General features: G+C 51.2%; 11 protein-coding genes. 7 read left to right on the top strand and 4 right to left on the bottom strand.

Translation table 11 applies throughout. From position 1 onward, the window contains the following. The first annotated feature begins 27 nt into the window (after nt 1-27). A complete protein-coding gene (locus IPJ88_16635; protein QQR89781.1) occupies nt 28-2,430 on the top strand; it encodes a tetratricopeptide repeat protein in 2,403 nt (800 codons plus the stop codon). Between the two features lie 115 nt (nt 2,431-2,545). Next, nucleotides 2,546-3,928, top strand: coding sequence for a DUF4388 domain-containing protein (locus tag IPJ88_16640; GenBank protein QQR89782.1), 1,383 nt, complete (start codon nt 2,546-2,548; stop codon nt 3,926-3,928). A 275-nt stretch (nt 3,929-4,203) separates the two neighbouring features. Here the strand turns inward: IPJ88_16640 and IPJ88_16645 are convergent, their stop codons facing one another. Both IPJ88_16645 and IPJ88_16650 read right to left on the bottom strand, forming a co-directional pair. Continuing rightward, nucleotides 4,204-5,736, bottom strand: coding sequence for a hypothetical protein (locus IPJ88_16645; protein QQR89783.1), 1,533 nt, complete (start codon nt 5,734-5,736; stop codon nt 4,204-4,206). 449 nt (nt 5,737-6,185) lie between these two features. Further along, nucleotides 6,186-6,806: a LysE family translocator gene (locus IPJ88_16650; protein QQR89784.1), complete on the bottom strand. Its 621-nt coding sequence runs from the start codon at nt 6,804-6,806 to the stop codon at nt 6,186-6,188. A gap of 56 nt (nt 6,807-6,862) precedes the next feature. On the opposite strand from IPJ88_16650, the gene IPJ88_16655 reads away from it, so the two are divergent. The 5 genes from IPJ88_16655 to IPJ88_16675 all read left to right on the top strand — a co-directional run bounded on the left by IPJ88_16655 (nt 6,863) and on the right by IPJ88_16675 (nt 10,535). Next, entirely contained in the window at nt 6,863-7,594 is a 732-nt protein-coding gene (locus IPJ88_16655) for a hypothetical protein (protein ID QQR89785.1), read from the top strand. A 428-nt stretch (nt 7,595-8,022) separates the two neighbouring features. Continuing rightward, complete coding sequence (locus IPJ88_16660; protein ID QQR89786.1) at nt 8,023-8,580, top strand: ATP-binding protein; 558 nt, start codon at nt 8,023-8,025, stop codon at nt 8,578-8,580. 52 nt (nt 8,581-8,632) lie between these two features. Next, complete coding sequence (locus tag IPJ88_16665) at nt 8,633-9,613, top strand: L-2-amino-thiazoline-4-carboxylic acid hydrolase (protein QQR89787.1); 981 nt, start codon at nt 8,633-8,635, stop codon at nt 9,611-9,613. Continuing rightward, a complete protein-coding gene (locus tag IPJ88_16670) occupies nt 9,610-10,242 on the top strand; it encodes a class I SAM-dependent methyltransferase (protein ID QQR89788.1) in 633 nt (210 codons plus the stop codon). Before IPJ88_16665 ends, IPJ88_16670 begins: the two co-directional genes overlap by 4 nt. A gap of 38 nt (nt 10,243-10,280) precedes the next feature. Continuing rightward, nucleotides 10,281-10,535 carry a MerR family transcriptional regulator gene (locus IPJ88_16675; protein QQR89789.1) on the top strand — a complete coding sequence of 85 codons (255 nt, stop codon included), beginning with the start codon at nt 10,281-10,283 and terminating at the stop codon, nt 10,533-10,535. 106 nt (nt 10,536-10,641) lie between these two features. Here IPJ88_16675 and IPJ88_16680 read toward each other — a convergent pair whose 3' ends face one another. Both IPJ88_16680 and IPJ88_16685 read right to left on the bottom strand, forming a co-directional pair. After that, nucleotides 10,642-10,947 (bottom strand): type II toxin-antitoxin system PemK/MazF family toxin, encoded by a 306-nt coding sequence (locus IPJ88_16680; protein QQR89790.1) that lies wholly within the window; start codon nt 10,945-10,947, stop codon nt 10,642-10,644. Next, entirely contained in the window at nt 10,944-11,201 is a 258-nt protein-coding gene (locus tag IPJ88_16685; protein ID QQR89791.1) for a ribbon-helix-helix protein, CopG family, read from the bottom strand. Before IPJ88_16685 ends, IPJ88_16680 begins: the two co-directional genes overlap by 4 nt. Nucleotides 11,202-11,603: the final 402 nt, after the last annotated feature.

Below are 11,603 nucleotides of genomic sequence, written 5' to 3' on the forward strand. Positions count from 1 at the left end.
CGCAAAGAAAAAGGCGTTAAAGATCAGGTGCAATCGTATCAAACGATTCTCACCAAGACGCCCGACAGCAGCGCGGCTCTGCACGCCCTTGAAGATCTTGGCCTGCAAACCCGCGATTGGGATCTTCTTACACAAGTCGAGGGCCTACTTTCCGCGGAGCAATCTAACTTGGTACTGGCAGCCGCGCACATGTGCCGACTCGGCGAAGCACTGGAGGCCATCGGTCATAACGACGCCATCAATGCCTATCGAGCTGCAATCAAAAAAGATCCCGACAACCTTGGGGCGATTCATAACTTTGCACGGCTTGCCGAACTAGGATCCGATGTGATGATCCAAATCGAGGCCAAACGGCAACTTGCGCGCATCGCGCTTGATCACGCTGATGCGGCATCTCATCTGCTTGAGAGCGCATTTCTTTGGCTTGAGAAAGCAGACAATCCTGTCGAAGCGCTCAAAGATCTTCAAGCCGCTCTCGATAGCGACCCCTCTCACAAACCGACCATGGACGCAGTTGAGCGGTTACTTATCAATGCCGGGCAATTTGAACAGCTTTTAGAAATTTTCCTACGGAACACGTCACGTCTTAGCGAAGCGCGTGATCTTTGTGGCTGTTGGTTTCGCATTGCCAAGATCCAATGGGAACACGTGGGCGATATTGCTGCGGCCATCCATGCCCTTGATAACGCATTGCGCGCGGATTCGAGTCATTTGCCCTCCGCCATCATGCTTACGAGCATCTACGAACAAGATCGGCAGTGGAAACGGGCAAGTGAACTTCTAGAACACATCCTAGCTCTGGCCAACGAAAACGACCTGCGTTTGGAAACGCATCTAAAACTAGCTACACTTTACGAGCACCATCTCAATGATCGCAACCGAGCTCGACAACACCTAGAAGCTGCTCTCGCTATCAACCCAAGCCATCACGACGCACTCGTGCAAATGGCGACATGGCAGTCGCAAAGCAATGACTTTCAGGCTGCTCAAAAGATGGCAATGCGCTTAAGCCGCATCGCTCAGACACCGGAAGCGAAGGCGGTATCGGACGGTTGCTTGGGCCGCATCGCGCTAAGACAGGGTCGTCTCGAGGAAGCGCTGGAGCTTCTGGGCAAGAACTTCGCGATCCTTGGCCCTAAAGATGCGTTTGCAGACGACTACAAAAGCCTCGTGGAAAAGATGGACGCCTGGAGCAGCTACGCCCAAGTCATTCAGGCCTTTATTGACTACGCAAAAGATAGTTCACCTTTGGTCTCAAAAGCATTCCACGAGCTTGCATGGGTGCAACAATTCAAACTGAAACTGCGCGACGCGGCAACGCAAACCTTGCGCCAAGGCGTAAGGTATTCTCGCGGCGATGCCACCTTGCGACGCACGCTAGCTCAGCGCCTCGTCGATGCAGGCAAACCCGATGAAGCCGTAGCTGAACTGACAAAAGCCATCAAGCAGCAACCCGCCGATGTCGAACTCTGGCAAAATCTTGCGCGTATTTATCGGCAAAGCGGTCAGAGTACGCTTTGCCGCCTGGCACTTCAGCCTTTGCTACTACTTGATGCTCTAAGCGCAGAGGACCATGAGTTCCTTCTTGCCTTTACGCCGCGTGCCGCATCCGCGGGAGCAAGTGCGCTTGATGCTGATGCCATGCGGCGACTAAGTGTACTCCCACAAGAAGCAGAAGCTGCAACCGAGCTATTGCGTGCTACGCAACCAGGACTCGGTAAAATATTTCCTCCCGATTTTGAAGCCTACGGGGTGGGCCCTCGTGACAAACTAAGCTCAAAAGATGACCATCCGCTAGCCATTCTCAGCTATCGTGTAGGCGCCATTTTGGACGTCAATGAGTTTGATTTGTATTTGCATGGCACTCGCACGGCTCGAGTGGATGTCGAACTGGGCGATCCAGCTCTCGTTTTTATCCCTAACGAACTGTCCCAACTCAAACGTCCAGCTCAAGCTTTTTTGGTGGCGCGCACCTTTGCGAAAATGGCTCTAGGTCTGGAATCCACCGAGAAACTCACTCCGCGTGAACTTCAGATCTTGCTAGCGGCGGCGACTCGGACAGTCAGTGCAGAGTTCGGTTACGGTCTTAGCGGCGAAGAGGTCTTGGAAGACCAGAACAAACGGATTATCAAGGCTCTTAGTCGCAAACAACGCAAAAGCCTGGAGGAAGCGGCAGCACGCTATGCCGTGAGTCCAGCTCCCGACTTTTTGCAATGGGTGGCCAGCATTGATCAAAGCGCTAATCGGGCCGCAGCTCTTATAAGCGATGATTTGGTCTGCGCTATCGACATGATTCGCCAATCGCGTCGTGAATACCGAAGCCTGGAGGGCGCAGCGCTAGTAAGCCAGAGCCACGAAGTTCGTGATTTGCTGCGTTTTTGGCTCAGCCCTCTAGCCATCGATCTTCGCCGCGGGATGGGCATCCTTTAGAGAAAAGCCTGATCTGCACTGGGACTCGATGCTGCTCTAGCGGCCAAGACTCCCCAAATAGTTAGGGTTTTCGGTTTGACTTGAGTGGGTTTTGTGTCATTTTTCCTTACAGCACATGCCGTCGCACATTCTCATTGTCGAAAGCAATCAAACCATTCGCAAAGCCATGTCAAATACGCTTACGCGAGCCGGTTATTCCATCAGTCATGCCGAAACAATCGATAAAACGGCAAGCTTTCTAAAGAACAATCCTTCGGTGCAACTCGTCTTTGCAGATGTCCAAACGCTCGGTGGGGAACGCGAGTTTCTCAAAGACTTCTCCCATGTCTTTCAAGCACACCCGTCGGTTGAATGGATACTCACGCATTTCTCCTCCATGCGCGTCCCTCAAAAGATACAAAAGCCAAACTTACGTTGTCTTGAAAAACCCTTCTCTCCAGAAACAGTTCTAAAGCAGTCGTCCAAATACGTACAAAGCAGTCTTGGAAACGATGAGATTGCCGTTAGCGGCGATGAAACCGAAGATATCAGTCCACTTGATGAGAGCGGCTACGCGAAATCAACGCAATGGCTGCAAGAACAAAGTGTGGTTTTAAATGCATGGGTGGAACGGCTTTCGGAGGGGCTGACGCCAATCATACGCACACTTCAAACACCTTCGGAACTAACGCCTCGCGTTTTTAGCACGGCTCTTCAGCAAACACTCGGCGAAAAACAACTTCAAGCACTTAGCCATGACTTGAGTCGACTAAGTCCCACTGCAAAGGGGCTTGCCTCTCTTGAAGGCCGCATCGATCATGCCCCACTGATCGAAACCTTGCAGATGCTGCAAATGCAAAACCAGACAGGCACACTAAATATTCGCAAAAATGATCGGGTAATTCATGTTTGCTTGAGCAATGGCGCCGTTGACATGGCAGTTAGCGAAGGCTCGTCGCCAGAGTTTCTACTGGGGCGCTACCTTATCGAAAAAGGTTTTATTCGACGCGATGAACTTGAAGGCCTTCTAAACGACAACAATGATGAGCTCGAACAATTGCTCGGGCGTCGCTTACTCCACAAAGAGCTTATTTCAACAAACGAGCTGACAGAAGCTTTGGCCCGACAGACAACCGACTTACTTTGCGAAGCACTGCGTTGGAACGAAGGAACCTTCCGCTTCGACAAAGAAAACCTGCTGCCAGAAGCACGCCTTGCAAGATTGCAGCTTCCAGTGCAATCCCTTATCCTAGAAGGCGTCCGACGCATCGATGAATGGCGACTGATTGAGAGTCGAATCTCTGATTTTTCCAGTGTGTTTAGTCGCACTCAAAACGAGCAGGAATCAAATTTGTCTCAAGAGTTTGACGACAGTCATAAAAAAGTCTGGGAGTTAATTGATGGAAAAAGAGATTTGCGTTCCATCATTGACGCCTCATCCATGAGTTCATTTGATGTTTGCAAAGCTGCATATCAGCTGCTTGACAGCAATATGATTCAAAGCCCCAGCATGCACTAGAACCATACAACTGGTCAGTCCGTGATGCCTGCATGGACTTTTCCCGAGATTTCCGTAGCTTCGGCTTACCTCCTCGTCGCTGTGGGAGAGTGTCTGGGGCAGAGTTCCAGCGAAGCGAACTCTGGGGGCCCTAGACCTGCTGAATCTACGAAAATCTCGGAAAAAGTCTTTCCTACTAGCTTTGTTCTCGTGTTCGTATACTTTTTATTAACCGGTGAGGTTTGACTCCAACTGACCGGTTGTTACCCCTTAGAATGCGACTTCAAGGCTTGCGGTTAGATCAATATTGAGCATGAAGATCGGCACCATGAAGTGAAACTCGGGCGTGAACACCACGCCGAAATTTCGCGCAAACGATAGCCAACCACGGCGCCGGCTTGCACGCCTTGCAAACCTGAAAGCACATAAGGCCAGCCTTTGGCAGGCTCATCGCCATCTTGCGGAGGTTTCGGACTAATCTGACCCACACTTGCACCGAGGAATGGAGCAAGATTGAAACCTTTGGAGCGCGGCGTGGTCACTAGATATTGTCCGCGCAAGCCAATTTGCATACCGGACATGGACCCCTGGCCTTTATCAAGTTGCATGCGCACCGACGCTGCAAGAGCGAAACGCTGCCAAAAGTAGTAGCCCATGGTGGCCCGCAATGCGTAAGTCGGCACAAAGCCAGAAGACGAGACTTCAACGCAATCGTCGGTGCCGCTGCAATCGGCTTCCCAACCTGCAGTGGGCCCGGATGAAGGTGCCGAGCGGTCAGCTAGCATACCACTGCCGACGTAAGCCAAACCTGTCGTGAAACCTAGGTGCGCGAAGAAGCGAGGCGTTTCAGGATCCGGACCTGCGTCTTGCTCGGCAACGTCTTCACTAAAGACACAAATTGAATCTTCGCAAATCAAACCAGCCTGACAATCATTATCTGCAGAGCAGCTCTCTTCAAAAGCAGCGGCTCCACCTGCCGGCTCGCATCCGGGCATGCCAGGTGGACAAACCGCATCGCTGCCTTCGCATGCTTCTGGAGGGGGCTGCCCCGGAAGAGCTGGCGCGGGCATGGTGCGTTGGCTAACGATCGGTACATTAAAAGGGGAATTTGCCGTGCCGGCATAACCAAGTGGAGCGCCATCCTGTCCGAAGGCAATGATGTAATACTGCATGGCAGGTTCGCGAACGTGATAGCAAGGGATTTCTTGTCCCCAGCCGTTGGCTATTTTGGTCATCTCGATACGCGTGAACTCAGCCATGGCAGCGCCTTGGAAAAACAAGTGAACTTGTCCGGCTTTAAGCTGTTTGGGAAGCTCGATATAAACTGGAATGGGCGTGTGGAGGAGTTGTTGCGGCACGGGTTGATGAGGCAGGCTCACTCCGGTTCCCCCAGTTTCCATGGGAGGGCCACCAGACGGTGCAGCTGCGCTTGGCTTAGCTCCACCCTTGCCCACTTTGTTTTGTGCCAAGACCCATACCGTTTGAATGTCTGGATTGCTGGTCAACGGATCAAGATCAATGGCCGGATCAGTCTTAAGCGCACTTACAAAGTTATCTAAGCCTTTGCTGTTATCCCCATAGCCACCTATGTAAACAACACCTAAGTTCATGTAAGTGCGCGCAAGCGGCGCTCCGGTGACGCTGCCTTTTTTCGCAACTTTCAAGGCGCGGTTTAACGTCGCTTTGGCCTTGTCTAAATCGAGATTGTTGTAGGCCTCCATGGCCTGACGATTGAGTTTTACGATTTCAGTAACTTGCGCCTGAGCAAAAACGGTTTGACTTCCAGCAAGCAAGCTAACCAACACAAGGAAAAAAGAAAAAACGCGCATGTTTACACTAGACCAACGGAATTTGAGTTTCGGAAAAAAGGCAATTGATTACCTCAACTAGAAAGTTTTGGCAGCTTATGCTTGTCCTTTTTCTCGAACACGGCGTCAGAAAAACTTGAAATATCTCAAGATATTCCTGCATTCTTCTTCCTTCTGTTCGAAAAAAAATCCTGCGCATCTACCTGTCAAAACTTTCCAGTTGAGGTACTAGCAGAAAGGTTCTGAGGCGGCCAGCTGCAAAATCACCGCCTTATAATAATTTTGCCGAGTGAACTTCTGCCAAAAGAAAAACAAAAAATCGCCGTGAAGAAAGCTACGCATAGCTCACGCTTTTACGCAGCAAACTAAATTTCAAACAATGGCGTATTTTAACGAAAAATACGACAAAACTGGCGGTTTTTGTAAGAATTTACGCCACTTCTGACATATAGGTGCTTAGGGCTAGCGAGCTAGATGCTCTGAATGCTCCATACGAGTTTCAGTGCAAGCGCACTTAGCACCAACGCAAAAAGGAGGTTAATAAAGTGTTGCGAGCGTGCATAAACAGCCTGAATACGCGGTTTTTGAAGCATTTTTACCCAGAGTAGCCAAAGCAGCCAGCCTTGCATCACGACGATCGCGCCAAGAAGCCAGGGCCACCAGCTCGGATGCTTTGCCGACATAAATGGCATCATCGCGGCGGCTAAAAACACCACGGCCTTTGGATTAAGAACATTGCACAAAAAACCAGCGCGAAAACCAGTAAGCTTCGCTCGGCCCGAAGTTGCCGTGCGCTGTTGCCCCGATGCTTTTGTGCTCTTGAAGAGCAACCACGCTAAATACAAAAGGTATGCGGCCGAAAAAACTCTTAGCGCAACGGAAATGGCACCTCCTGCTGCAAAAAGCTGAGCCGTACCCGCAATGGCAAGCAATGCGTGCAGGCATAGACCACATGCAACGCCAGTCGCTGCCCAATAGCCCGCCGAAGCACCCTCGGCCAGCGATATTCGCGTCAGAAGAATCATGTCCGGACCCGGGCTAAACTGCCCAAGGACCATAACGCCTGCAAACGCTAAAAGCTCCACCGCCATAAGAGGATGATAAGGTTTATTTCAATAAGATCGAATTAAACCTTATCATCCTCATCATGAAAACTCATGCAACGATATACTGCCTATGCACTGCTTTGCTTTGGAGCTGTAGTTCTGACAAAAGCGCTATCACTTCCGACCCAAGGGATGCAGGCAATCCTGCACAACCAGTGGCATGCAATGAGCCAGCAACGCATACTTCGGTTGCGACCTATTATTTCGAAGCCGACGGTAGCGGCAACTGTTTATTTGATGCAACGCCAAGCGATCCAATGGTCGCAGCCCTGGCTAGCAATGCATACAACGGCTCGTATGCTTGCGGGCAATGCATTCAAGTCGACGGCCCCGATGGCAGTGTAACGGTTCGCGTGGTGGACAGCTGCCCTGATTGCATGAACGATCAAGTGGATCTGCACCCTCAAGCTTTTGATGGCATCGCTGCGCGTGAACTTGGTCGCGTCGATATCACTTGGAAGGTGGTTCCTTGTGATGTGAGCGGAGCAGTTCGTTTTCATTTCAAAGATGGCAGTAACCCCTACTGGACCGCGGTTCAGATTCGCAATCACCGCCATGGCGTAGCGAAACTCGAAGCCAAACAAGCGGATGGCAGCTACCAAGAGCTTCCGCGTTATGACTACAACTACTTTGTGGCCGAACAGGGCCTTGGTGATGGTCCCTATGAGTTCCGAGTCACGGACATCTATGGGAGCCAAATCACCGAAGCGGGCATTGCACTAGGCGACAATGTCGAGCGCACTGGAAGCACTCAGTTTCCAGAATGCATCTAACTCTGGTTTATTACCGGCTCGGAACGCTTCTTTTGGCGCCAAATCATGCAGCACCATGATGTCGTCGCGCTCAGCTGCCCATTTGTCTGGAAAACTTCGAATTTTTTGTGAAACCCCAAAACGCCTTTTCCCTTGGAAGCTTACTTGGATTTCTTGGACTTTGAGCAAAGTGTGCTATGCCAAAGACGTGTCAGATCTTCGAGAAGAGCGTCAACGTTGGATACGATCGCGGCGAAATGCAGAAGCTAAAGAGCGTGCCGAAGCACAGCAACAAAAACACCCATTGATGTGAGCTTGGCCTGGCTTCCTTTTGAAAAGGAAGCGCTGGAGCAAGCCACTGTGGAAGATTTCGGCTCGGCGTAACCTACGCAGCCATCAATTCCCAACTTTGGCACAGCGAACAAATAATCTCGCACCAGGAGCAAGAGATGAAGCGCGACATAGCCACTTTGATTCGTCTTGGAGAAAATGAGCACATCGAATTCAAGTCTACCGTACGTTGGGACATGCAACGCGAAAAAGTGAACAAAAAACTTTCCGACGTCGTGGCGAAGACTATCGCCGCGTTGGCAAACCACGGTGGAGGCAGCCTTCTCATTGGAATCAACGACGACGGTAAGATTTTGGGCCTAAATCTGGACTACCAAACACTGAAAAAACCAAACCGCGATGGATTCGAGCAGCTCGTGATGACCCTCGTTCGTGAGCGTCTTGGCGGTCATGTTTGCAGGCTGATTCATGTGCTTTTCGCTAATCTTGAGGGCCACGATGTCTGCCGGATTGTGGTAGAGCCGTCGGATGCGCCTATTTTTTTCGACGATGGTACATCAACGTGCTTTTTTGTACGGACAGGGAATGCAAGCCGGGAGCTTGATGTTCGAGAGACGATCCAATTCGTAGCAAGCCGCTGGAACGAAAAGGCGGCCCAACCGAGCAGAGCCTTAGACTGGTCATCTCAGCCGCCGAAGGGAGTGACAAAAGCATGAAACATCCTTTTAAACGCAAGGTGGACTTCTTCGTTGATCAAGGAAAGCTGTCATGATGCGACTCCTGAAGCCATGGCTTCTTATTCACACCCGACCGGTGCTTGCCCAGCGTTTTGGACGGGCACGCGCAAAACAGATTCTTGAGCAAGCCTTCGGTCGCTATAGAACCAGCGCAAGCAATCTTCGCAAAGAAGCATCGATGGGAGGTAATGTGATGGTTCACTGTGCTGCGCTCACGGCAGAGCTTTACCATGTCCTGCTAGTTGAAGGACTCGACGAGCAGCAAGCGCGCGCACAAACCGCCAAAGTCACCGCAGTCATCTACGACAAAATGGCAAAGCTTCCCTGGTTGATCGCGCGGATTTCAGCGCGATCGCCCATTGCCCGACTAAAGCGCGCCACCACAATCTTCCGGAAATTTCCTTTCAGTCCGCCAGCCTATCTGATGCAAGATGTGCCATCGGATAAGCAAAGCGTTGCCTTCGACGTCAAGCGCTGCCCGGTTGCCGAGTACTTCAAGCAACAAGGTCTCCCTGAGCTATGCGCCGAGTCCTTTTGCAGCCTTGATTTTTCTCTTGCCGAAAAATGGGGCGCGCAACTGGAGCGGTCAACAACGCTTGCCGCTGGAGATGCATGTTGCGACTTTCGTTGGCGGTTGAAACCGATCGAAAAAGAACGAATACCCAAGAAAAGAAGAGGGCTTTATAAGTCACCCTTTGTCAGACGAAAAAACTTGCACGACCCATTTCGGTTCTGCTCTACGGCCCTGCTTACTGGAAAGAGATCGTCAATTTTCGATGCTTTGACCAAGCACGGCATGATTAGCCCACAGGACCGTGCGCTTTTTCGCTTCGCAGACAGCCCAGTTGAAGCTTTTTCGTTTTTGAAGGAAGGTCTTTCCGAAGCCATGGAAGCTACGAGCCCTGCATTCGCCAGCACTGTTACCTGCTCCGCACATCTTGAGCAAAAATGTGCCCATGCTGCTGCTGATTGCTGCGGTCCCACTGCGCCTATCCAGAAAGTCAACACATGACAGATCGACGCAACCATTGGGAAGCTGCATACCAATCCAAGGACTCCGAGACACAAAGCTGGTTTCAGCCTCGTCCGGTCGAATCGCTTGCGCTTATCGAGATGGCGGGCTGCAGCCCGCTAACACGAATCATCGATGTGGGTGGCGGCACCTCGCTTCTTGTCGATGAGCTCATAACCCAAGGTTGCCGGAACTTGAGCGTTCTTGACATTTCGGCCTCAGCACTTGAAGAAAGCAAAAGGCGGCTTGGCATGCAGGCAGAGCAAGTGCTCTGGATCGAGGCCGACATCGCAGAGAGCGCCATCGACGGAAATTTTGACATCTGGCACGACCGAGCTGTCTTTCACTTTCTTACGGAGACCACTGACAAAAGGGCGTACGTGCACACGTTGAAAAAATCACTCAAGTTTGGCGGACACGCAATCATCGCCACATTTGCAGAAGACGGTCCCACGCGCTGCAGTGGCCTTCCGGTCGTTCAATACCATCCGAGCTCACTTCTCGCAGAGCTCGGCGAAGGTTTCACGCTAGTAGAAACACGCAAGGAATTGCACCACACACCCGCGGGTCGCGATCAAAGTTTCGTCTACTGTCTTTTTCGGCATACTGATGCAGCGCGCCAGGCTTGACTCTGTAGCAAGGTACGGGGTTTAGACTGGTTAACATCATGAACAGCTCCGAGACTTTTACCATTGGACAACTGGCTAAACACACTGGGGTTGGCGTCGAGACAATCCGGTTTTACGAAAAAAAAGGGCTTCTCGTGGCGCCTAAACGGCTGCCTTCGGGCTATCGGCAATATTCAACTTTAGCGCTTGATCGAGTCCGCTTTATCCGGCGCGCCAAAGGACTTGGCTTTACGCTCGGAGAAATTGCTGAGCTGCTATCGGAAACGAAAACGGGGTCAGGTCGCTTCATGTAGACACGAATGTCTATGGAACAAACAAGTTCGCCGTTTCCTCCAAACTCCGAGTTGTCTACATGAAGCGACCTGACCCCGTTACTGGGCATAGAGATTTATGCCTTGCCTATTCTAAACCGAGCGCAAAACGTAGGGAGTCATCAACTTGCGCCATTTTTGATGTGCTTAAAACAGAGATGCGCTCCTCAAGCGACGCCATGGCTATCGTGGCTACATTGTCCAAGTTAACAACACAAACTTTCGGTAGCTTTTCTTTGCGGCCTACTCGGACTTCTACTGAAAAGCCACGGATGGTTGTGCTAAGCGGCGCCACCGTTACCATAGCCCGCACATCGTAAGCTTCATCACGAGAAAGAAGAAGTACCGGCCGCCGCTTATCAAGCCGGGCCCACCACAGTTCACCCCGCTTCATTCCCAATCCACGTGCGACAGCCCCGACTTGGCAAGCGCTGTCGCCTGTCTTACTTCATCTTGAGATTCCGGAGAGCACTTATAAGCAGCAACATATTCACGCACACGAGCGTGTCTTTCATTGTGGCGCAATAAAATCCGAACAGCACGTTGAATCACCGCACTGCGGCTCTCGTGATTCGCAAGCCGCAACTTCTCAACTTCGTCATAGACATCATCCGGAAGCGTAATCGCTATTTTGGTACTTCCCGCCATAGTATTACTTTATCATACCACACGCCGGGCCAAGGTCAAGACTCTAACCTCCTCAACTATCCTTCGAAGGTAAACGTTTGCCGAGGGGCCGAGGAAGCTGCCAAGGCCCGAGGGATCCCCACAAATTGTTCAATAATTTCATTGATTGGAACCGTGAGCATTCTCGCGCCTTCCCCTGTGTTCAAAAAAAGGTGGTTTTTTGCTCGTCTGAGCGAGCCCCGGCCAGATCACCAAATCACCGTGATCCTAATCGTGGTTCATTCACGTCCAAGTGATCGAAATATTAAAGGAATTGAAATTGTTTGTTATATGACACACGCGGTGCTCACGCATTGGGTATAGGAGATGGACATGACAGATCGACGCGAGCATTGGGAAGCTGCATACCAATCCAAGGACTCC

Source organism: Myxococcales bacterium, assembly GCA_016699535.1.
GTDB lineage: Bacteria > Myxococcota_A > Polyangia > Polyangiales.

Excerpts from the sequence above, each read along its gene's own strand:
- IPJ88_16640 (QQR89782.1), top strand. The coding sequence starts at position 2,546 with ATGCCGTCGCACATTCTCATTGTCGAAAGCAATCAAACCATTCGCAAA.
- IPJ88_16645 (QQR89783.1), bottom strand. The coding sequence starts at position 5,736 with ATGCGCGTTTTTTCTTTTTTCCTTGTGTTGGTTAGCTTGCTTGCTGGA.
- IPJ88_16650 (QQR89784.1), bottom strand. The coding sequence starts at position 6,806 with ATGGCGGTGGAGCTTTTAGCGTTTGCAGGCGTTATGGTCCTTGGGCAG.
- IPJ88_16655 (QQR89785.1), top strand. The coding sequence starts at position 6,863 with ATGAAAACTCATGCAACGATATACTGCCTATGCACTGCTTTGCTTTGG.
- IPJ88_16660 (QQR89786.1), top strand. The coding sequence starts at position 8,023 with ATGAAGCGCGACATAGCCACTTTGATTCGTCTTGGAGAAAATGAGCAC.
- IPJ88_16665 (QQR89787.1), top strand. The coding sequence starts at position 8,633 with ATGATGCGACTCCTGAAGCCATGGCTTCTTATTCACACCCGACCGGTG.
- IPJ88_16670 (QQR89788.1), top strand. The coding sequence starts at position 9,610 with ATGACAGATCGACGCAACCATTGGGAAGCTGCATACCAATCCAAGGAC.
- IPJ88_16675 (QQR89789.1), top strand. The coding sequence starts at position 10,281 with ATGAACAGCTCCGAGACTTTTACCATTGGACAACTGGCTAAACACACT.
- IPJ88_16680 (QQR89790.1), bottom strand. The coding sequence starts at position 10,947 with ATGAAGCGGGGTGAACTGTGGTGGGCCCGGCTTGATAAGCGGCGGCCG.
- IPJ88_16685 (QQR89791.1), bottom strand. The coding sequence starts at position 11,201 with ATGGCGGGAAGTACCAAAATAGCGATTACGCTTCCGGATGATGTCTAT.